Source organism: Streptomyces mirabilis (genome assembly GCF_018310535.1).
GTDB lineage: Bacteria > Actinomycetota > Actinomycetes > Streptomycetales > Streptomycetaceae > Streptomyces.
In genome coordinates, this window is the sequence record NZ_CP074102.1 from 5,202,020 (window position 1) to 5,223,967 (window position 21,948).

At 69.9% G+C, this 21,948-nt stretch carries 15 protein-coding genes; 8 read left to right on the forward strand and 7 right to left on the reverse strand.

Going from position 1 to position 21,948, the window contains the following annotated elements; genetic code table 11:
- Nucleotides 1–479 precede the first annotated feature (479 nt).
- From SMIR_RS23055 to SMIR_RS23070, 4 genes are all read left to right on the forward strand, one after another.
- Nucleotides 480–5,420, forward strand: coding sequence for an NAD-glutamate dehydrogenase (locus SMIR_RS23055; RefSeq protein ID WP_168492168.1), 4,941 nt, complete (start codon nucleotides 480–482; stop codon nucleotides 5,418–5,420).
- Between the two features lie 240 nt (nucleotides 5,421–5,660).
- Nucleotides 5,661–6,167 (forward strand): GtrA family protein, encoded by a 507-nt coding sequence (locus SMIR_RS23060; RefSeq protein ID WP_168492167.1) that lies wholly within the window; start codon nucleotides 5,661–5,663, stop codon nucleotides 6,165–6,167.
- Between the two features lie 104 nt (nucleotides 6,168–6,271).
- Nucleotides 6,272–9,181 (forward strand): bifunctional glycosyltransferase/CDP-glycerol:glycerophosphate glycerophosphotransferase, encoded by a 2,910-nt coding sequence (locus tag SMIR_RS23065; protein WP_168492166.1) that lies wholly within the window; start codon nucleotides 6,272–6,274, stop codon nucleotides 9,179–9,181.
- The gene (locus tag SMIR_RS23070; RefSeq protein ID WP_249938461.1) at nucleotides 9,178–10,329 is read left to right on the forward strand and encodes a glycosyltransferase; all 1,152 of its coding nucleotides are present in this window, start codon (nucleotides 9,178–9,180) and stop codon (nucleotides 10,327–10,329) included. Before SMIR_RS23065 ends, SMIR_RS23070 begins: the two co-directional genes overlap by 4 nt.
- A gap of 130 nt (nucleotides 10,330–10,459) precedes the next feature.
- Here SMIR_RS23070 and SMIR_RS23075 read toward each other — a convergent pair whose 3' ends face one another.
- Together SMIR_RS23075 and SMIR_RS23080 are read right to left on the reverse strand one after the other, a co-directional pair.
- The gene (locus SMIR_RS23075) at nucleotides 10,460–11,284 is read right to left on the reverse strand and encodes an ABC transporter ATP-binding protein (protein ID WP_211119043.1); all 825 of its coding nucleotides are present in this window, start codon (nucleotides 11,282–11,284) and stop codon (nucleotides 10,460–10,462) included.
- A gap of 1 nt (nucleotide 11,285) precedes the next feature.
- The gene (locus SMIR_RS23080; RefSeq protein WP_168492164.1) at nucleotides 11,286–12,197 is read right to left on the reverse strand and encodes an ABC transporter permease; all 912 of its coding nucleotides are present in this window, start codon (nucleotides 12,195–12,197) and stop codon (nucleotides 11,286–11,288) included.
- 171 nt (nucleotides 12,198–12,368) lie between these two features.
- Here SMIR_RS23080 and SMIR_RS23085 point away from each other — a divergent pair, with 171 nt between their 5' ends.
- The 3 genes from SMIR_RS23085 (at nucleotide 12,369) to SMIR_RS23095 (ending at nucleotide 15,139) form a co-directional block, all read left to right on the forward strand.
- Nucleotides 12,369–13,025: a TetR/AcrR family transcriptional regulator gene (locus SMIR_RS23085; RefSeq protein ID WP_248002945.1), complete on the forward strand. Its 657-nt coding sequence runs from the start codon at nucleotides 12,369–12,371 to the stop codon at nucleotides 13,023–13,025.
- 247 nt (nucleotides 13,026–13,272) lie between these two features.
- Entirely contained in the window at nucleotides 13,273–14,466 is a 1,194-nt protein-coding gene (locus tag SMIR_RS23090) for a sensor histidine kinase (RefSeq protein ID WP_168492161.1), read from the forward strand.
- 25 nt (nucleotides 14,467–14,491) lie between these two features.
- Complete coding sequence (locus tag SMIR_RS23095; protein WP_168492159.1) at nucleotides 14,492–15,139, forward strand: response regulator transcription factor; 648 nt, start codon at nucleotides 14,492–14,494, stop codon at nucleotides 15,137–15,139.
- A gap of 40 nt (nucleotides 15,140–15,179) precedes the next feature.
- Here SMIR_RS23095 and SMIR_RS23100 read toward each other — a convergent pair whose 3' ends face one another.
- Entirely contained in the window at nucleotides 15,180–16,112 is a 933-nt protein-coding gene (locus tag SMIR_RS23100) for an ADP-ribosylglycohydrolase family protein (RefSeq protein ID WP_168492157.1), read from the reverse strand.
- A gap of 4 nt (nucleotides 16,113–16,116) precedes the next feature.
- On the reverse strand, nucleotides 16,117–16,731 hold the full coding sequence (locus tag SMIR_RS23105; RefSeq protein ID WP_168492155.1) for a TetR/AcrR family transcriptional regulator: 615 nt from the start codon (nucleotides 16,729–16,731) through the stop codon (nucleotides 16,117–16,119).
- 117 nt (nucleotides 16,732–16,848) lie between these two features.
- Here SMIR_RS23105 and SMIR_RS23110 point away from each other — a divergent pair, with 117 nt between their 5' ends.
- Entirely contained in the window at nucleotides 16,849–17,811 is a 963-nt protein-coding gene (locus SMIR_RS23110; RefSeq protein WP_168492153.1) for an oxidoreductase, read from the forward strand.
- Nucleotides 17,812–17,877: 66 nt separating this feature from the next.
- Here the strand turns inward: SMIR_RS23110 and galE are convergent, their stop codons facing one another.
- The 3 genes from galE to SMIR_RS23125 all read right to left on the reverse strand — a co-directional run bounded on the left by galE (nucleotide 17,878) and on the right by SMIR_RS23125 (nucleotide 21,913).
- The gene (galE, locus tag SMIR_RS23115) at nucleotides 17,878–18,858 is read right to left on the reverse strand and encodes a UDP-glucose 4-epimerase GalE (RefSeq protein WP_101404865.1); all 981 of its coding nucleotides are present in this window, start codon (nucleotides 18,856–18,858) and stop codon (nucleotides 17,878–17,880) included.
- A 123-nt stretch (nucleotides 18,859–18,981) separates the two neighbouring features.
- Nucleotides 18,982–20,577 carry a glycosyltransferase family 2 protein gene (locus tag SMIR_RS23120; protein ID WP_168501068.1) on the reverse strand — a complete coding sequence of 532 codons (1,596 nt, stop codon included), beginning with the start codon at nucleotides 20,575–20,577 and terminating at the stop codon, nucleotides 18,982–18,984.
- 55 nt (nucleotides 20,578–20,632) lie between these two features.
- Complete coding sequence (locus SMIR_RS23125) at nucleotides 20,633–21,913, reverse strand: glycosyltransferase 87 family protein (protein ID WP_168492151.1); 1,281 nt, start codon at nucleotides 21,911–21,913, stop codon at nucleotides 20,633–20,635.
- Between the last annotated feature and the right edge of the window lie 35 nt (nucleotides 21,914–21,948).

Sequence of the window (21,948 nt, forward strand, 5' to 3'; positions counted from 1 at the left end):
CCCTTTCGTCCCTGTGCATACTGTCAAAGTTCCACCCCCGGTTTTGTACACATACGGCTCATGACGGGCCCCGGGTAGGGAGCGATAGCCTGGTGGCGTGATCAGCGCGATATCTCGCGGGGGCCCAGTTGCCCCTGCCTCGCGCCCGGAGCGCACGGACGACATCCGTGACCGGGCGGCGATCGCTGATCTTCATGGGCGGGACGGAGCGGCGACCGCGGCAAGCACCAGCGGAAACGCGGGCGCAAGCGGAATCGTGAGCGTGCTCCGTGGGCCGCGGACACCCCGGGGACGGACGACGCAGAGATCAGCGTCACAGTCGCCGCAGGTGCCGAGAATGGCCGATACCACCCCGCTCATCTCTCCATGCGGCATAGCGTCGGACCAGACCGGACACCCCGCGTCACGGCGTTACGTCGGAGAAGAGACCGTACTTCCTTCTACGTCACGCAACGGCGCGCGACAGGAGCCAGAGGACAATGCAGACCAAGCTGGACGAAGCCAAGGCCGAGCTGCTCGAGAGGGCTGCCCGGGTAGCTGAGAACAGCCCGGTCGGGGGGCACCTACCGACTGGGACGACGAGCGAGGGCACTCCGGACAAGGACACCGTGCTCGCGTTCCTCCAGCGCTACTACCTGCACACCGCCCCGGAGGACCTGACCGACCGCGACCCGGTCGATGTCTTCGGAGCCGCCTTCTCCCACTACCGACTGGCCGAGAACCGCCCCCAGGGCACGGCCAACGTCCGAGTGCACACGCCCACCGTCGAGGAGAACGGCTGGACCTGCAGCCACTCCGTCGTCGAGGTCGTGACCGACGACATGCCCTTCCTCGTCGACTCGGTCACCAACGAGCTGTCCCGGCAGGGCCGCGGCATCCACCTCGTCATCCACCCGCAGTTCGTCGTACGGCGCGATCTGACCGGCGAGCTCATCGAGGTGCTGCCCGGCCGGCCCACCATCGAGGATCTGCCGCACGACGCGCACGTCGAGTCCTGGATCCACGTCGAGATCGACCGTGAGACCGACCGTGCCGACCTGAAGCAGATCACCGCCGATCTGCTGCGCGTCCTGTCCGACGTCCGCGAGGCCGTCGAGGACTGGGAGAAGATGCGCGACGCCGCGCTGCGCATCGCGGAGGAACTGCCCACCGAGCCGACCGCCGACGACCTGCGTGACCTGGAGGTCGAGGAGGCCCGTGAGCTGCTGCGCTGGCTCTCGGACGACCACTTCACCTTCCTGGGGTTCCGCGAGTACGAGCTGCGTGACGACGACTCGCTGGCCGCCGTTCCCGGCACCGGACTCGGCATCCTGCGCTCCGACCCGCAGCACGGCGGTGACGACAGTCACCCGGTCAGCCCGTCCTTCGAGCGGCTGCCCGCCGACGCCCGCGCCAAGGCCCGTGAGCACAAGCTGCTCGTCCTCACCAAGGCCAACAGCCGCGCCACCGTGCACCGGCCGTCCTACCTCGACTACATCGGTGTGAAGAAGTTCGACGCCGAGGGCAACGTGATCGGTGAGCGGCGCTTCCTGGGCCTGTTCTCCTCGGCCGCGTACACCGAGTCCGTGCGCCGCGTCCCCGTGGTCCGCCGCAAGGTCGAGGAGGTCCTCAAGGGCGCGGGCTTCTCGCCCAACAGCCACGACGGCCGCGACCTGCTCCAGATCCTGGAGACCTACCCCCGCGACGAGCTCTTCCAGACGCCCGCCGACGAGCTGCGCTCCATCGTCACCAGCGTCCTCTACCTCCAGGAGCGGCGCCGGCTGCGCCTCTACCTGCGCCAGGACGAGTACGGCCGCTACTACTCGGCCCTCGTCTACCTCCCGCGCGACCGCTACACCACCGGAGTGCGCCTCAGGATCATCGACATCCTGAAGGAGGAGCTGAACGGCACCAGCGTCGACTTCACCGCCTGGAACACCGAGTCGATCCTCTCCCGGCTGCACTTCGTGGTCCGTGTCCCGCAGGGCACCGAGCTGGCGCAGCTCAGCGACGCCGACAAGGACAGGCTCGAGGTGCGGCTCGTCGAGGCCGCCCGCTCCTGGGCCGACGGTTTCGCCGAGGCGCTGAACGCCGAGTGCGGCGAGGAGCGCGCGGCCGAGCTGCTGCGCCGCTACGGCAGTGCGTTCCCCGAGGGCTACAAGGCCGACCACACCCCGCGCGCCGCGGTCGCCGACCTGGTTCACCTGGAGAAGCTCACCCGCGACCGGAGCAAGGACTTCGCGCTCAGCCTGTACGAGCCGGTCGGTGCCGGTCCCGGCGAGCGCCGCTTCAAGATCTACCGCACTGGTGAGCAGGTCTCCCTGTCCGCGGTCCTGCCGGCCCTCAACCGCATGGGCGTCGAGGTCACCGACGAGCGCCCCTACGAGCTGCGCTGCTCGGACCGTACGACGGCCTGGATCTACGACTTCGGGCTGCGTCTGCCCAAGTCGCTGAACGGCAACGGCGACTACCTCGGCGACGACGGCCGTGAGCGCTTCCAGGAGGCCTTCGCCGCCACCTGGACCGGCGAGGCCGAGAACGACGGCTTCAACGCCCTCGTGCTGAGCGCCGGGCTGTCCTGGCGGCAGGCGATGGTGCTGCGCGCGTACGCCAAGTACCTGCGCCAGGCGGGCTCCACCTTCAGCCAGGACTACATGGAGGACACCCTCCGAAACAATGTCCACACCACGCGGCTGCTGGTCTCCCTCTTCGAGGCGCGGATGTCGCCGGAGCGCCAGCACGCGGGTGTCGAGCTGACCGACGCGCTGATGGAGGAGCTGGACGCCGCTCTCGACCAGGTGGCCAGCCTGGACGAGGACCGGATCCTGCGCTCCTTCCTCACCCTCATCAAGGCGACCCTGCGCACCAACTTCTTCCAGGAGGCGCTGGGCGGCAAGCCGCACGAGTACGTCTCCATGAAGTTCGACCCGCAGGCCATCCCGGACCTGCCGGCGCCGCGACCGGCGTACGAGATCTGGGTGTACTCGCCGAAGGTGGAGGGCGTGCACCTGCGCTTCGGCAAGGTCGCGCGCGGTGGTCTGCGCTGGTCCGACCGGCGCGAGGACTTCCGGACGGAGATCCTGGGCCTGGTCAAGGCGCAGATGGTGAAGAACACCGTCATCGTGCCCGTCGGCGCCAAGGGCGGCTTCGTCGCCAAGCAGCTGCCCGACCCGTCCGTGGACCGCGACGCCTGGCTCGCGGAGGGCATCCGCAGCTACCGGACCTTCATCTCGGCGCTGCTCGACATCACCGACAACCTGGTCGCCGGTGCGGTCGTGCCCCCGGTGGACGTGGTCCGGCACGACGGGGAGGACACCTATCTCGTCGTCGCCGCCGACAAGGGCACCGCGACCTTCTCCGACATCGCCAACGAGGTCGCCGAGAGCTACAACTTCTGGCTCGGGGACGCCTTCGCCTCCGGCGGCTCCGCCGGATACGACCACAAGAAGATGGGCATCACCGCGCGCGGTGCCTGGGAGTCCGTGAAGCGGCACTTCCGGGAGCTGGGCGTCAACACCCAGACCGAGGACTTCACCGTCGTCGGCGTCGGTGACATGTCCGGTGACGTGTTCGGCAACGGCATGCTGCTCTCCGAGCACATCCGCGTGGTCGCCGCCTTCGACCACCGGCACATCTTCCTCGACCCGACCCCGGACGCGGAGACCTCGTACGCCGAGCGCCGTCGTCTCTTCGAGCTGCCCCGCTCGTCCTGGGCCGACTACAACACCGAGCTGATCTCGGCCGGCGGCGGAGTGTTCCCGCGGACGGCCAAGGCGATCCCGGTCAACGCGCACGTCCGTGAGGCCCTCGGCATCGAGGCCGGTGTCATGAAGATGACCCCGGCCGACCTGATGAAGGCGATCCTGCAGGCGCCGGTCGACCTGCTGTGGAACGGCGGCATCGGTACGTACGTCAAGGCGTCCGCCGAGTCCCACGCGGACGTCGGCGACAAGGCCAACGACGCCATCCGCGTCGACGGCGCAGACCTGCGCGTCAAGGTCGTCGGCGAGGGCGGCAACCTCGGTCTGACCCAGCTGGGCCGGATCGAGTTCGCGCAGCACGGCGGCAAGATCAACACCGACGCCATCGACAACAGCGCGGGCGTGGACACCTCCGACCACGAGGTGAACATCAAGATCCTGCTCAACGCTGTCGTGAGCAACGGCGATCTGACGGTCAAGCAGCGCAACAAGCTGCTCGCCGAGATGACCGACGAGGTCGGCGCGCTGGTCCTGCGCAACAACTACGCGCAGAACGTGGCGATCGCCAACGCGCTTGCCCAGTCGCCGAGCATGCTCCACGCCCAGCAGCGCTTCCTGCGCTTCCTGGTCAGGGAGGGCCACCTCGACCGGGCGCTGGAGTTCCTGCCCAACGAGCGGCAGATCCGTGAGCGGCTCAACTCCGGGCAGGGCCTGACCGGTCCGGAGACGGCCGTGCTCCTCGCGTACACGAAGATCACGGTCTCCGACGAGCTGCTCGCCACCTCGCTGCCCGACGACCCGTACCTGCAGAGCCTGCTGTTCGCGTACTTCCCCACCGCGCTGCGCGAGAAGTTCCGCGAGCAGATCGAGGCGCACGCGCTGCGCCGCGAGATCGTGACGACCGTTCTGGTCAACGACACGGTCAACACGGGTGGTACGAGCTTCCTGCACCGCCTCCGTGAGGAGACGGGCGCGTCCCTGGAGGAGATCGTCCGGGCGCAGACCGCGGCCCGCGCGATCTTCGAGTCGAGCAAGGTGTGGGACGCGGTGGAGGCGCTCGACAATGTCGTCGCCGCCGATGTCCAGACCCGAATCCGGCTGCACTCGCGCCGTCTCGTCGAGCGGGGCACGCGCTGGCTGCTCAACAACCGGCCGCAGCCGCTCCAGCTCGCCGAGAACATCTCCTTCTTCCGTGAGGGCGTCGCGCAGGTCTGGGGCGAGCTGCCCAAGCTGCTGCGCGGTGCGGACCTGGAGTGGTATCAGCAGATCTTCGAGGAGCTGACGGGCGCCGGCGTCCCCGAGGAGCTCGCCACGCACGTGGCCGGGTTCTCCTCGGCCTTCCCGGCGCTGGACATCGTCGCGGTGGCCGACCGCACGGGCAAGAACCCGATGTCCGTCGCCGAGGTCTACTACGACCTCGCCGACCGCCTGAGCATCACCCAGCTCATGGACCGCATCATCGAGCTCCCGCGTGCCGACCGCTGGCAGTCCATGGCCCGCGCCTCGATCCGCGAGGACCTGTACGCGGCCCACGCGGCGCTCACCGCGGACGTGCTCGCCGTCGGCAACGGCACCTCGACCCCGGAGCAGCGCTTCAAGGCCTGGGAGGAGAAGAACGCGGCGATCCTGGGCCGCGCCCGCACCACCCTGGAGGAGATCCAGACCTCGGACTCGTTCGACCTGGCGAACCTGTCGGTGGCGATGCGCACGATGCGGACGCTCCTGCGGACGCACTCGTAGGTGGCGCCGGCGCACTCGTAGGTCGCCTCTGGGTGCACTTGACTCACTTGTGAGTGCACTTGTTTCACTCGATCGGATGTACGTCGATGGGGTCAGCCCCGGCCGGGATGGCCGGGGCTGACCCTATTTGTGCAGGTAGGCGCAAGCGCCTCGGCCGCCCTCTTGCCTCGCTCTTGCAGATCTCTCGGGAAAACCGGAACTGGAATTTACCTATTGCTGATAAAAGGGACAATTGTGACTGTGAACCTCTCCGAGGGGCGGGCCCATGTAGGCCGGCAGGCCCCCGCACCGGCCCAGCCCGCACCTCCCGCCACTCCTCCCGGGGCGATCGAAAGGACCCGGCGGATCGTCCTCGAAGTGGTGAAGTTCGGGGCCGTCGGCGGTAGCGGTATCGCAGTCAACTTCCTGGTCTTCAACCTCCTCCTGCACGGCCTGAAGTGGGCCCCGATGGCCGCCACGGTCATCGCCAGCTGTGTCGCCATGGGCAGCAACTACCTCGGCTTCCGCTTCTTCGCCTACCGTGACCGGGCCTCGCGCACCCGACGCCAGATCGCCCTGTTCTTCGCCTTCAGCGGCATCGGTGTCATCATGGAGAGCGCGCTGTTCTACATCGGCTACCACGGCCTGGGTATGGACACCCCGCTCGGCTCCAACCTCGCCAAGGCGCTGTCGATCGTGCTGGCCTCGGCGTTCCGTTTCCTGGTGTACCGCACCTGGGTGTTCGAACAGGTGAAACACAGCCGTTAGACAGCACTCGCAACCCTTGGCTGGCGATCGGCATCTACCTAGGTGATACGCAAATGGACTAGATCGCCTAGGTTGAACCATCAGGAATGTCTAGTATTAATAGGATGAGTGTGGATCACCCCTGCCCGCCAGCAGAAACAGCAGCCGTGCCCGCCGTGTCCGTGGTCGTGATCGTCTACAACGACGCGTCCCGGCTGACGACGGCCGTGCGCTCCGTTCTCGACCAGACCCTGCGTGGTGTCGAGGTCGTCATCGTCGACGACCGCAGCACGGACGGCTCGTACGACGTGGCTCAGCGGCTGGCCGCCGCGCACCCGGACCGCGTCCGGGCCTTCAGGCTGCCCGAGAACAGTGGCGGCTGCGGTGCCCCCCGCAACCACGGCATCCAGCAGGCCCGCGGCGACTACGTCCTCTTCCTCGACAGTGACGACGTCCTGGAGCGCAACGCCTGCCGCAACATGCTGGAGGCCGCCGAGTCCACCGGCGCCGACCTCGTCTCCGGCCTGTGCGTGCGTGTGCACGTCGACTCGCGCACCGGCAAGGAGGTCAAGTGGTACCCCTGGCTGTACGACCGCACCCGCACCCTGGAGTCCATCTCCGAGCTTCCCGACCTGCTGGTCTTCGACACGCTGTCGACCAACAAGTGCTACCGCAGGCAGTTCCTGCTCGATGAGGGCCTTCAGTTCCCGGTCGGGATCCACTACGAGGACCTGCTGTTCTCCGCGCAGGCCTACGTGGCCGCCCGACGCATCACGCTCATCCCGAACCGGGTGTACGACTGGCGGATCGTCGAGAAGGCGGCCGCCAAGTCCATCAGCAACCGGCGTGACGAGATCGCCAACTTCACGCACCGCATGGAGATCCACCGCCGGGTCGACCAGCTCCTCGCCGACCACGGCCTGCTGGAGCTGAAGTTCGCCAAGGACGTCAAGTGGCTCAAGCACGACCTGGTGCTGCACCTGCGCGAGCTGCCCTTCCGTGACGAGGCCTACCGCCAGGAGTTCGCGCAGATCGCGCGTGCCTACCTGGAGTCGATCGACCGCATCGCCTTCGACGAGATCGAGCCGATCCACGCCATCTGCGCGTACCTCCTCCACGAGAGCGACTGGGACAACCTGCTGCCCGCCGTGGACACGCTCAGCAACCGCGACAAGATCTCCTCGCCGCTCGTCGAGCACGACGGACGCGTGTACTGGTGCGCCGAGCACATCGAGCACGACGCCTTCGCCCGGCACGTCCTGGACGTCACCGAGCTCGGCTACCACACCAAGCCGGTCGAGAAGATGTTCCTGCGCAACGCGCTGACCGGATACGCGGAGGCCGACGGCACCGTCCGGCTGGCCGGGCGCATCACCAACCCGCTCGGTGTGATCCCGCCCGACGCCCGGCTCTCCGCGCAGCTGGAGTTCTACGCCCGCCGTCCGGGCGTGCGCTTCCAGACCTTCCGCTTCCCCGTGGCCACCGTGCGGCACGAGGGCGAGGCCATCGCCTGGGAGGCCTCGGCCGACCTCGCCAAGGGCCTGCGCCCGCTCGGCATCGTGGACGCGGTCTGGGACGTACGCCTCCACCTCGCCGTCGCCGGTGAGGGCGAAGGCGCCAAGACCGTCCGCACCACGACCCGGCTCACGGCCTCCGAGCCCGAGCTGGCCCAGGGGCACCTGCCCGTCCGGCCCCGCCTCACCCGCCTGGTCGCCGACCGCATCGAGCCCGAGGTCTCCTCCCGCGGCCACCTCTCCTTCCAGCTCGTCCCGGACAAGAAGGCCAACGAACTCGTCCAGCGCGGTGTGCAGGGCCCGACCGGGCGGCTCGCCAAGACCGGCTACCGCAAGGCCAAGGCGCTGCGCAAGGAACTCGCCTCCGGTGACACCAAGCTCCGCGTCTACCACGACGTGTTCAGCCGCCTGCCCGTCAAGAAGGGCCTCGTCGTCTTCGAGAGCCACCTGGGCCGGCAGTACAGCGACAGCCCCAAGGCCATCTACGAGGAGATGCGCCGCCAGGGCATCGAGTTCGAGGCCGTGTGGGCCTACGCGGACAGTCCCCAGGGCTTCCCGGAGGACGCCACCCTCGTACGCCGCTGGTCGCTGCCGTATCTCAAGGCGCTCGCGCAGGCCGAGTACTGGGTGGACAACCAGAGCTACCCGCTGAAGGTCACCAAGCGGCCCGAGACGACGTACATCCAGACCTGGCACGGTTCGGCGCTCAAGCGGATGGGCTTCGACGAGCCGGAGTGGAAGCTCAAGTCCCGTGAGGAGCAGGCCGAGCAGCAGCGCACCCTCGACCGCTTCGACCGCTTCCTGATCCGCTCCGAGCACGATGTGCACACTCTCGCGCGGGCGTTCCGGCTCCAGGAGCGGACGCTGCTGCGGGTGGGCTACCCGCGCAACGACGCGCTCGTCCAGGCCAAGCAGCGCGAGGAGGCCACCGGGCAGCGGGAGCGCGGCGCACTGGCGGCCGAGTTCGGCATCCCGGAGGACAAGCAGATCCTGCTGTACGCGCCGACCTTCCGGCAGCGCGGCGGCAAGCGCCGGTTCGAGCTGCCCTTCGACGTGGAGCGCTTCGCCGACACCTTCGGCGACCGCTATGTCCTCCTGGTCCGCTCGCACTACCTCAACCACGTCGTGCTGCCGCCCTCCGTGCGCGGCCGGATCATCGACGTGACGAACTACCACGACATGACCCCCCTGCTGGCGCTCGCCGACGGTCTGATCACCGACTACTCGTCCGTGATGTTCGACTACTCCCTCCTCGACCGCCCGATGTTCTTCTTCACGTACGACTACGACGAGTACGTGCACGAGGGCCGCGGAACCTATTTCGACCTGCTGGAGAGGGCCCCCGGCCCGGTCGTCCGCACCGAGGACGAGCTGCACGCGGTCCTGGACTCGCTGGAGGAGCAGAAGGTGAAGTACGCGGCCCCGCGCGAGCGGTTCGTCGCCGACTTCGGCGAGTTCGACCAGGGCAACGCCGCGCAGAGCATCGTCGACCAGTTCTTCTCCCAGTGGAGGCGCGCGTGACCGCGTACAGCGAGCGGGACGTCTTCTTCGTCTCCAACAGTGTCGACGAGCTCGGCGGTGTGACCAGCTGGTCGCACCAGATGGCCCGGCTGTTCACCGAGCGCGGCCACCGCGTCCACGTCATCGGCATCACCGAGCCCGCGGTCGTCCAGGAGCTCGGCGAACTCCCGTACCCCACCACGACGTTGTACGACGTCCACCCGCCGCGCGTGGGCTCCGCTCGCGGCATCAAGGGGCGGCTCAACGTCGCCGAGCGCAGGCTGCGCACCGAACGGGCGGCGGGCATGCGTGAGCAGGCCGCCAAGCTGACCCGGCTGTTTCGGGCCGCGCGTCCCGGCGCCGTCGTGATCGTCACGCAGGTGTGGGCGATGGAGTGGGTGGAGCTCGCCGACACCACCGGCCTGACCGTCATCGGCATGAGCCACGAGTCCTTCGCGTACTCGAAGGCGACCTCGCGCTTCGGGCGGGTGCAGAAGCACTACAAGGACGTCGACCGGATGCTCGCGCTCACCCGCGAGGACGCCGACCTGTGGATCCGCCAGGGCCTCGACAACGCGTCCTTCATGCCGAACCCGATCCCCTTCATGCCCGAGGTGCCCTCGTCGCGCACCGAGAACGTCGTCGTCAGCGTCGGCCGGCTCTCGGACCAGAAGGGCATCGACATGCTCCTCGACACCTGGGCCGAGGTGGCGCCCCGCCATCCCGACTGGACCTTGCGGATCTTCGGCTCCGGCGAGGACGAGGAGATCCTCAAGAAGCAGTGCACCGCCCTCGGCCTCGACGACTCCGTCGAGTGGATGGGCCGTACCAGCGACGTACCCGGCGCCCTGCGCGGTGGCTCCGTCTTCGTCCTGTCCTCCCGCGGCGAGGGCTTCCCCCTCGCCCTGATGGAGGCCATGGCGACCGCCCTGCCGTGTGCCGCCTTCGACTGTGCTCCCGGCGTGCACGAGATCATCCAGGACGGCGAGGACGGTCTCCTCGCGGCCCTGGGCAACACCGGCGAACTGGCCCGCCGCCTCGACACCCTGATGTCCGACAAGGACCTGCGCGACCGCATGGGCGAGACGGCCCGCGTCAACATCCAGCGCTACACGACGGACGAGATCGTCCGCAGGTGGGAAGACCTCTTCAGCTTCTTGGAGAGGTAGAAGTGAATTCGGTGGGCCGGTTGATTCCGGCCCACCGAGGCGCGCCCCAAAGGGGCGCGGGGAACTGCGCGCTCAGCCACGTACAACCCGCAGCCGACAGCACACAGTTCCCCGCGCCCCCGAGTCGCCCCTACTTCCCCGTGAACTTCTCGTACTCCGCGAGCACATCCTCCGTGGGTCCGTCCAGCCGAAGCTCCCCCCGCTCCAGCCAGAGCACGCGGTCGCACGTGTCCCGGATCGACGCGTTGTTGTGGCTCACCAGGAACACCGTGCCCGCGTGCTTGCGCAACTCCCGGATCCGCTCCTCGGAGCGCTTCTGGAAGGAGCGATCCCCCGTGGCGAGGGCCTCGTCGATCATCAGCACGTCGTGGTCCTTGGCCGCCGCGATGGAGAACCGCAGCCGCGCCGCCATCCCGGAGGAGTACGTCCGCATCGGGAGGGTGATGAAGTCGCCCTTCTCGTTGATGCCGGAGAAGTCGACGATCTCCTGGTAGCGCTCCCTGACCTGCTCGCGGGACATGCCCATGGCGAGCCCGCCGAGGTAGACGTTCCGCTCACCCGTGAGGTCGCTCATCAGGGCCGCGTTGACGCCGAGCAGCGAGGGCTGACCGTCGGTGTAGATCTTGCCGTTCTCCACGGGAAGGAGGCCGGCGACCGCCTTGAGCAGGGTGGACTTGCCCGAGCCGTTGGTGCCGATCAGCCCGATGGCCTCGCCGCGGTAGGCGGTGAAGGACACGTCCTTGACGGCGTGCACCGTGCGTACGCCCGCGGCCTTCTCGGTCTGCTTGCGCCGCAGCATGCGGTTGAGCGCGGCGGTGGCGCTGCCCCGCCCCGCACCGGTGCCGTTGACCCGGTAGACGATGTCCACGTGGTCGGCGACGACGGTGGGGACGAGCGCGTCGGCGCTGCCGGCCGCGCCCTGGGGCCGCGCGTCCTGCGTGAGGGTGTCAGCCATGTCAGCCACGTCCGTACGTCTCCTCGGCCTTCCAGAAGTAGATGAAGCCGCCGACTCCGGCGAGCAGCGCCCAGCCGATCGCCAGCGCCCACACGTGGTGCGGCAGCTGGTGGGCGTGGAAGCTGTCGATCAGCGCGTAGCGCGTCAGGTCGATGTAGACGGCGGCCGGGTTGCTCTCCAGGGCGACCATCGCCCAGTGCGGCATGTGGCTGTGCTTGAGCGTCGAGGCGATGCTCCACATGACACCGGAGACGTACATCCAGGTGCGCAGCACGAACGGCATGAGCTGCGCGATGTCCGGCGTCTTGGCGCCCATGCGCGCCATGACCATCGCCACGCCCGCGTTGAAGACGAACTGCAGCGTCAGGATGGGCACGACGAGCAGCCACGACGCGCTCACCGGAATGCCGAAGCAGAGCAGGATGACGACCAGCGCGGCCATCGAGAACAGCAGCTGCTGGAGCTGCTGGATGGCGTACGACACCGGCAGCGCGGCCCGCGGGAAGTGCAGGGCGCGGACCAGGCCGAGGCTGCCGGAGATCGCCCGGGTGCCCGCCATGATCGAGCTCTGCGTGAAGGTCCAGATGAAGACGCCGGTGACCAGGAACGGCACGAAGTCCGCCACGCCGTGCTTGGTGCCGAGCAGCACACCGAAGATGAAGTAGTAGACCGCCGCGTTCAGCAGCGGGTTCGCCACCTGCCAGACCTGGCCGAGCTTCGCCTGGCTGTACTGGGCGGTGAGCTTGGCGGTGGCGAAGGCGGTGATGAAGTGACGCCGTGCCCAGAGCTGGCGGACGTATTCCGGCAGGGTCGGGCGGGCGCCGCTGACGGTGAGGCCGTACCGGGCGGCGAGCGCCGCGGGATCGTCGGTGGGGGGAACCGACGTCGGCGGTGTGTGGAGGACCTGGCTCACATCCGCTGCTTTCGCTCGGGGGGTGGGATGCGCGGGCCGTCCTTGACGTTTCTTAACTGCCGCTTTGCCAGCTTCTTACGTCGGGACGGGACCGTATCGTCGCAACGCGAGACTATGGCTTCTCGACGTCGGAACGCAACCGTTTCGTCGTAACGCCCTATGCTGGAAGACATGACGACGAACGCCGACACCACGAGTGCCGCCGCGAACGCGGGGAGTGCTGCCGGGAAGGCCCCGCGTCGTAGGGCTCCGGCGGGGGCGGCCGTGCTGCGCGAGGACGTGACCGAGGCGATCCGGGCCGCCGTCTTCGAGGAGCTCGCGGCCGTCGGCTACGCCCGCATGTCCATCGAGGGCATCGCGCGCCGCGCGGGCGTCGGCAAGACGGCGGTGTACCGGCGATGGCGTTCGAAACTGCACCTGGTGCTCGACCTGGTCTCCGCCATCGCGATCCAGGGACTGCCCGCCCCCGACACGGGCTCCTTGGAGGGCGACCTGCGCCTGCTGTACGAGGTCACCTCCCGTGCGCTACGCCACCCCGTGGCCGGCCAGATCATCCCGGACCTCCAGGCGGAGGCGGCCCGCAACCCCGACATCGCGGACGCCATGCAGAAGGCGCTGCGGGAAGGCCAGCAGGGAGTGGCGAGCGGGATCGTCGCGGCTGCGGCCGCGCGGGGCGAGGTGCGCGAGGGGATCGACCAGGAACTCGCGCTCGACCTCATGTCGGGCCCGCTGTACTGGCGGGCGGTGGTGGTCCGCGGGCCCAAGCTGCCGAAGGGGTACCTGGCGAGCCTGGCCCGGGCCACGGCGGCGGCGCTGCGGGCGCTGTGAGGGCGCCCGTCCGACGGGCGGACTCGGGCACCGGCCGAAAGGGGTCGGGCTGAGGATGTTTCCTTCCAACGGGGCCTTGGGCGGCCTGTCTTCCGAGGTCGACGGGGTGTTTCCCGTTGAGATCGACTCTGCCGCCGCCTGATCGCCGCCACGAGGGAGCGCCCTCCCGAACCCCTGGTGCAGTGCGCTACACCTCACCAGGTCACCCGTTCGCCCACGGTGGCTGCCGTTCGCCTAACCTGTGCCCATGCGAGAGACGGTGCGGCAGGCGGCGCGGGCCACGGCCGGCCTTGTCATGTCCGCCGCGTTGGCCTTCGGCACGATCCTCTTCATCACCGTGCTGCTGATCACGGCCACGCTGACGCTCGCGGTCGTCGGCGCCGGGCTGCTGCCCGAGACGGTGCTGCTGATCCGGCGGATCGCCGGGGCCAAGCGGAACCTGGTGGCCCAGTGGACGGGCAAGGTGATCCCCGAGGCCTACCAGCCCATCGAGGGCCCGCTGCGGCAACGACTGCGCACGGCGGTCCGCGGCCCCGGCACGCTCGGCGACTTCCTCTGGATGATCTCCCACTACGTCTACGGCTTCCTCGGACTGCTCACCGCCCCGCTGTGGCTGCTGGGCCTGCCCGTCGACGGCGTACGGCAGGGGCTGCTCGGCCGTTCCCCGCTCGTCCTGCCGCTGATCGGCCGGCTCGCGGACCTCGACGCCGCCTGGTCCACCGCCCTGCTCAAGCCCTCCCCGGAGGCGCTGCTCGCCGTCCGGATCGAGGAGCTGACCGAGACCCGGGCCGGTGCGATCGCCGCGCACGGCGCCGAACTGCGCCGCATCGAGCGCGACCTGCACGACGGCACGCAGGCCCGGCTGGTCTCCCTGTCGATGCGCATCGGCATCGCCAAGCGGGCCTACGAACGCGACCCGGAGACCGCGCTCAAACTTCTCGAGGACGCGCAGAGCCAGGCCGAGGAGGCGCTGACCGAACTGCGCCACGTCGTCCGCGGCATCCACCCGCCGATCCTCACCGACCGGGGACTGGCCGGCGCCGTACGGGCGCTCGCCGCGAGCAGCGGGCTGGACGTCACCGTCGTCGTGGACGGCCTGGAGGACGGGGCGCAGAGCGGGTCCCGGGCCCCGGCGGCGGTCGAGGCGGCGGCGTACTTCGTGGTCGCCGAGTCGCTGACGAACGCGGCCAAGCACAGCGGATCCGAGCGCGCCGAGGTGCGGCTGGTGCGCAAGCGCGGCGGGCTGAGCGTCCGGGTCGCCGACGAGGGGCAGGGTGGTGCTGGGGGCACCTCCCAGGCTTTCGGCTCTGGGGGCGAGGGGGGCGGCTCCGGGCTGCTCGGTATGCAGCGACGTGTGGCCGCGCTCGACGGGACCCTGCTGATGACCAGCCCCGTCGGGGGGCCGACCGTGATCGAGGTGGAGCTGCCGTGCGTGTGGTGACCGGGACAGTGGAGACGAGGCCGCCGTGCGTGTGGTGATCGCCGAGGACAACGCCCTCCTGCGGGAGGGGATGGTGCTGCTGCTGACCTCCGCCGGGCACGAGGTCGTGGCTGTCGCGGGCAGCGGCCCCGAGGTGCTGCCCGCCCTCCTCAAGCACCGGCCGGACGTCGCCGTGCTCGACGTCCGGATGCCGCCGGGCTTCCGCGACGAGGGCCTGCGCGCGGCCCTGGAGGCACGCAAGGAGATCCCCGGCCTGCCGGTGCTCGTGCTCTCCCAGTACGTCGAGGAGTCGTACGCCGCCGAACTGCTCGGCGGTGGTGCGAGCGGGGTCGGCTATCTGCTCAAGGACCGGGTGGGCAGGGTCGACGAGTTCCTCGACGCGCTCGACCGGGTCGCGACGGGCGGTACGGCTCTCGACCCCGAGGTGGTCACCGAGCTCCTCACCCGCCGCCGTGACGACCCGCTCGACACGCTCACGCCCCGCGAGCGCGAGGTCCTGAAGCTGATGGCCGAAGGCCGCGACAACACGACCATCGCGAAGACCATGGTCGTCACGGAACGCGCCGTCAGCAAGCACATCGGCAACGTCTTCCTGAAGCTGGGCCTGCCGCCGAGCGACAGCGGCCACCGCCGGGTACTCGCGGTACTGGCGTACCTCAACAGGGACTCGTAAACCGCACCGGGCACTCGTCGGACTGGCCACCGGCCGGCCCTCAGCCGGCCAGCCGCCGGGCCAGTACGCCGAGTTCGGCCGCCCCCAGCACCCGCCCGCCGAACCCCGGCAACGGCACGTGCAGCGCCGCCACCCACGGCCCAGGAATCCCGCCCACCCCGTAGACGGCTCCGGCCAGCCCGCCCGTGACGGCGGCGACGGTGTCCGTGTCGCCGCCGAGATCGACGGCGGCCCGCACCGCGTTCTCGTACGAGCTCGTGCTCCGCACCGCCCACAGTGCGGAGCCGAGGCAGGGCCACACCGCCCCGTTGAACTCCGTGGCCTGATCGGGGTGCCAGGCGTCGGCGAGGACGACGGCGTACCGAGCCCGATGGTCGGGATGCACGGCCTCCAGGACTTCCGGTACGGCGGCGACCGGATCGCCGCCGTCGAGCGCGACCCGGATCAACTCATGGAAGATCGCGGTGCCTTCCCACGCCGCGCGGTCGCCGTGGGTGAGCGCGGCGATGCGGCGGCCGGCCTCCATGGTGGTGTCCCGCCCCTGCCGCGCGAAGTACACGGCGGACGTGGCCGCCCGCATCAACGCCCCGTTCCCGGCCGCCCGTTGGCTGACCTGGAAGTGCAGGGCCGCGGCGAGGTTCCAGGGGTCTCCGCTGGTGAGCACGGCCTCGGTCTGCAGGCCGATGTCCTTGGGGTCGGCGGCGGCCCAGCGCTGGAATCTGCGGAAGATGTCGGGGAGTTCGAGGGCGTCGTGGTCCATCAGGGACTCGCCGACCAGCACCGCCATCTGGGTGTCGTCGGTCGCCTCGCCCGGGTCCCAGCCGCCCCCTCCGCACATTTCCCCGCCGTGCCCGGCGGCAGGGAAGCGGGCCGAGAAGGCTCCCTCGGGCCCGAACTCGAAGGGTGCGCCGAGGGCGTCTCCCACGGCGGAGCCGAGAACGGTGCCGATGGCGCGTTCTTGAGGGCGGGGCATGGGGTCAGCGCGGTGCGGGGGTGTCCGGGGCGCAGCCGCGGAGGGTGTGGGCGATGACGTGCTCCAGGTCCCTGTCCAGGGTTTCGCTGGGCAGGGTGACGCTGACCGCGAGCCGCGCGAAGCCGTTGAGGGTGCTGAAGATCGGGATGGCGATGGTTTCCAGGGGTCCTTCGCGGACCTCGCCCCTGCGCTGGGCCTCCGTGATGAGTTCCGCGGCCAGGCCCCCCATGCTCTGGGAGGCCTTGACCAGGGCCTCGGACGCCTCCGGGTCGTGCTTGACGGCGAACATGAGGTCGAGGAGTTCCGCGTTGGCGGTGGCGAAGCCCACGTAGGTGCGGGCCAGGGCGCCGAGCCGGTCGGCGAAGGACTCGCCCGCGGTCTCCTGCGACGCGGTCAGGGTGGCCAGGAGCCGTTCGAAGCCGGCCAGGGCCAGCGCGTCCAGCAGGGCCTGCTTGTCCTTGAAGTGCCGGCTCGGGGCCGCGTGACTGACGCCCAGGTCGCGGGCCAGCTCGCGCAGGGACAGGGCGCCGGGGCCCCTCTCCTCGAGTGTTTCCTCGGCGCGGGTCAGCAGTGCGGCGCGCAGGTCTCCATGGTGGTAGCGGCGAGGGCTGGTCTGCATGCCCGACAGTCTATCCGGTATGTAACCGGCGACTACATTGTTGGCGCTGCCAGCTTTGTTGGCATCGTCATCATTGTTGTCGTTGACATCATTGTTGTCGGCGTCTACATTCAGGGTATGGCTACCAAGCACTCGGCTGACCAGAACAGCAAGTGGAACGCGGGCGGCATCGGTGACCAGCGCGGCCGTACGGCCGTGGTCACCGGCGCCAACAGCGGGCTCGGCATCGCCACCGTCGACGCCCTCGCGCGGGCCGGCGCCCATGTCGTCCTCGCGGTACGCGACCCGGAGCGCGGCGAGGCCGCCGCCCGTACCGTCAACGGAAGCGTCGAGGTGCGCCGACTGGACCTCGCGGACCTCGCGTCCGTGCGCGAGTTCGCCGCGTCCTGGCGGGGCGAACTCGATCTGCTGATCAACAACGCGGGCGTCATGAACATCCCCGAGGCCATCACGAAGGACGGCTTCGAGATGCAGTTCGGGACCAACCACCTGGGGCACTTCGCCCTGACGAACCTGCTGCTGCCGCACCTCACCGACCGGGTGGTCACCGTGTCCTCGGGGGCACACAGGATGCCCGGCACCCCCCGCATCCACTTCGAGAACCTGAACCTGACCGGCGAGTACTCGCCCGTCGCCGCCTACAGCCAGTCCAAGCTCGCCAACCTGCTGTTCACCCTGGAACTCCAGAGCCGGCTGGCCGCCGCGGGGTCGTCCGTACGGGCCCTCGCCGCGCACCCGGGCTGGGCCGCCACCGGCCTCCAGGGCCGGGACGCCAGCGTGCTGCGGCGCACGCTGATGGCGGTGGGCAACCGGTTCATCGCCCAGGACAACAAGGCCGGTGCCCTGCCCACGCTGTACGCCGCGACGCAGGACCTGCCCGGCGCCAGCTATGTGGGACCCGACGGGCTCGGCGAGATGCGCGGCGCGCCGACACTGGTCGGGCGCTCGGCCGCAGCCAGCGATCCGGTGTCCGCGGTCCGCCTGTGGGCGGCCTCCGAGGAACTGACCGGCGTCACCTTTCCCCGGCTGGAATCCGAGCAGAGCCAGGGCCGGACCCTGCAGACCACCGTCTCGATCTAGGTCCTGTCCGCCAGACAGGACCTGGACCGACAGAGCCTGGACCGACGGGCCCTGGACCGACGAGCCCTACGAGCGCGCCGCGCCGGGGTGCAGCCGTACCCACCCCGCCCATGCCGACGTGATCATGTCCTGGACGTCGTACTTCGCCTTCCAGTCCAGTTCCACCGCGATGCGGTCGGCGGAGGCGACGACGCGCGCCGGGTCGCCGGGGCGGCGCGGTGTGGTGACCGCGGGACGGTCGTAGCCGGTGATCGCGTTGATCCGGTCGATCATCTCGCGGACCGAAACGCCTTCTCCGCGACCGATGTTGAGGGTCAGGTCACGCCCGGGCGAGGCCTCGAGGGCGCGGGCCGCGGCCACGTGGGCCTCCGCCAGGTCCACCACGTGGATGTAGTCCCGTACACACGTCCCGTCGGGCGTCGGGTAGTCGTCACCGAAGATGCGCGGCGGCGCGTCCTCCGTGAGCTTCTCGAAGACCATGGGGACGAGGTTGAAGACACCGACGTCGGCGAGTTCGGGGGTCGCCGCCCCCGCCACGTTGAAGTAGCGCAGCGACGCCGTGGACAGGCCCGTGGCACGGCCCGTCGCACGGACCAGCCACTCGCCCGCCAGCTTCGTCTCGCCGTACGGGCTCATGGGTGCGCAGGGGGTCTCCTCCGTCACCAGGTTGACGTCCGGCATGCCGTAGACCGCGGCGGAGGACGAGAACACGAAGGAGCCGACGGACGCCGCCGTCACCGCCTCCAGGAGAACCCGCAGGCCCTCGACGTTCTCGCGGTAGTAGTGCAGCGGGAGGTCGACGGACTCACCGACCTGCTTCTTCGCCGCGAGGTGGACCACGCCGGTGATCGCGTGTTCCTCGATCGTGCGGGCCAGCAGCTCGGCGTCCAGCGTCGAGCCGACCACCAGCGGCACGTCGGAGGGAACCCGCTCGGCGATGCCCGTGGACAGGTCGTCGTAGACCACGGCCTGCTCGCCCGCGTCCCGCATCGCGCGCACCACGTGCGCCCCGATGTAGCCGGCGCCGCCGGTGATCAGCCAGGTCATGAACGGTCGTCCCCTCGGGAGTGAGATCAGTGTGAGATCGGTGCGAATCGGTGTGAATCGGTGTGAGATCGGTGCCGTGAGGTGTGCGAGCAGCGCCGGTGAGATCGCCGAGACGCTCGCGTATCAGTGAAGCAGGCGCTTGAGCCGACGCCGCACCACGTCGGTCATTCCTCTCCATCCGGGCGCCAGACGCAGCGCCAGCGCCCCCGCGTGGGTGCGGTACGGCTGCACCAGCAGGACGCCGTAGCGCAGGTTCGCGACCGCGCGGCGACGCAGCAGGCCCCCGCCGCCGACCGCGTGCGCGGTGACGTCCCGGCTCGAACCGTCACGGTAGTGAACCCGCAGCCGCAGGTCCCAGGTGCCCGAGCCCAGCGCCGACAGGTCCACCGGCAGCTCGCCCGACCAGGTGCCCCGGTCCGCGTCCTGCGCCAGCTCGACCGGCAGGCTCAGCCCGACCCGCCCCTCGTCCCGGTGCACGAACTCCACGTCCGCCGAGGCCGGACCGGCCTCGGCGAGCCGTCCGTACAGGTCGTGCAGGCGCAGCCGCAGCCGTGCCGCACGCGCCTGGGGACGCAGTTCCGCGTCGACCGCGGCGGGCAGCACGTGCGCGGGGCGTTCCAGGTAGTGGTCCAGCGTGACCTGGGGGAGGTCGTCCGACCAGACGGGCGTGCCGTCGGCGTCGCGGGCGTACGGCGGGCGCAACCGGGCCGGGCGGGCGGCGAGTTCCTTGAGGCGGGGCAGGTCGCGGGGCTCTTCGGAGGCGAGCACGACACGGGCGATCAGCCGGCCCGGGGCGGTCGGGTTGACGGTGAAGTCGCCGGCGTCGAACGTCGACAGGTACGTGCGCGTGAGCTCCCACCAGGCCCGCCGGTAGTCGGCGTCGCGCAGCTCCAACTCGCGGGCGTACATGCGCAGTTCATGGTCGAGGAATTTGGCGTTGGCGGCCCGGGCGAGCTGCTTCTCACCGGCGCCGAGCAGGATCTCGTACGCCGTGTGGTGCGCCTCGGTGCGGGAGCGCCAGTTCTCGATGTCCGCGCGGTCCAGCGAGATCGACAACTGCTGGGCGCCGCGCCGCACATGCCACACGTACACCGTGTCGGGGATCAGTGCGATGCGCGGTCCGGCGGCCAGCACGCGCGCGGTGAACACGAAGTCCTCGTAGGGGTGACGGCCCTCGGGGAAGCGGATCGCGTGTTCACGAAGGAAGTCGGTTCGGTACAGCTTGTTGACGCACAGCGTGTCGTGGACCAGACGGGGCCGCTGTGACGGGTGGGGGATCAGCGCGGGCTTCGCGTACAGGTCGCGCTCCCAGGGGACCTCGCGGCCCGAGGGCAGTTCGCGGCGTACGCACAGACCCGCCGCGACCTCCGTGCGCTGTGCCCGCGCCGCTTCGAGCAGCGCGTCCACGGCGCCCGGCGGCAGCACGTCGTCGCTGTCCAGGAACATCACGTACGGGGCGGTGGCCGCGTCGATGCCGTCGTTGCGGGGGCTGCCGCAGCCGCCGCTGTTCTCGGAGCGGCGTATGACCTTCACGCGCGGCTCATCGGCGGCGAGGCGGTCGAGGAGGTCGACGCTGCCGTCGGTCGAGCGGTCGTCGACGGCGAGCACCTCCCGGACGGCCGGGCCCTGAGCGAGTGCCGAACGCACCGCGTCCGTCACGTGGTCGGCGTCGTTGTAACCGATGACGACGACACAGACCTGCGAGTGGTGAGGTTTCATAGGATCCACGGGCCGAAATCGTAGGGCTTGACAGTAATTTTCCGTTAAGAGGTACTTAATATCCGGACCGGAAGACGACAGGAATCGGGTGGGGGTTCCGTTTCTGTGTGTCGTCTTCCGGCCGGTCCGCCACGAGCACGGGAAGTCCGGAGTGCCAGAGACGGGTGAAGGACAGCACCGCCGCGGCCGCCAGCAGACCGTTGCGGATGAGCATGAGCAAACAGCCCGTCCATGTGCTGTCGATGACCTCCCTGTACAGGGCAGGGTAGGCCACGGAGCTGACCGCCGTCGCCGCGACGACGAGCGCCGCCACCGGGCGCTGTGTGGTGTGCCGCGAGGTCAGGCACACGGCGGCCAGACCGAGCAGCCACACCATGTACTGGGGGCTGATCACCCGGCTCGTCACCGTGAACATCAGCACGGCGGCGAACGCGGCGTCGTACGGGGTCGCCGCAGTCCAGTGCCGTGCGCGCACCCGCCACAGCAGCAGGAGCGCGAAGGAGACGGCCGTCAGGGCGAGCGAGAGGGTCGCGACGGTCTGGACGTAGGGGCCCACGAACTCCATCGCGCCGTATTGGTAGCGCACGCTGCCCGGCCAGCCCGCGTGGCGTGCGAAGCCGAGCACCGTGCCGCCGAGCGACTCGATCTGCACGCCCCGGCCGCCCTGCTGGCGCAGGAAGTCGAAGGGGTCGCTGAAGGCCGTCGCGAGGACGGTGAGCAGGGAGACCGCCGTGAGCGCCGCCGCCGTCCAGGCCTCCCGGGTCGTACGGCCCCGGGGCGTGCCGATGAGGGCGAGCGCGGGCCAGACCTTCACCAGGGCGCCGAGCGCGGCGAACGCGCCGCCCGTGCGCGGGAAGCGCTTCAGCGCCAGCAGGGAGACGACGGCGAGCGCCGTGACCTGTACGTCGTAGCGGGCGAGCGGGATGTGCAGCAGCAACGGCAGGCCCAGCGTCCACAGGGCCGCGCCGCGCAGGCTGCGGCCGGGTCTGCTGCCCGCGCGCGCCAGGGCCAGCACGATCACGGCGTCCGCGACGAGCGTCAGGGCCACGAAGGCGTGCGGGTACGTCAGGCCCGGCAGCAGCCCGGGCGAGAGCAGTACGGGGCCCGCGCCCGGCGGGTACTGCCACAGCCGGTCGCCCGCCGGATAGGCGCCGTGCGACAGGGTCTCGTACCAGCGGAAGTAGAGGTGACTCACCTCGCGGGAGACCCCGCCGCCGCCCAGCACGGAGAGGTCGTCGTGCGCGAGCAGCCACAGCATCAGGGCGCGGGTCGCCGCCCAGGCGGCGGCGAGGGGGAACAGGCGGGATCGGCCTCGGGGGCTCAGGTATGCGCTCATCAAGGCCGGATCGTAAGCTCTCGGATGCCTCAAGG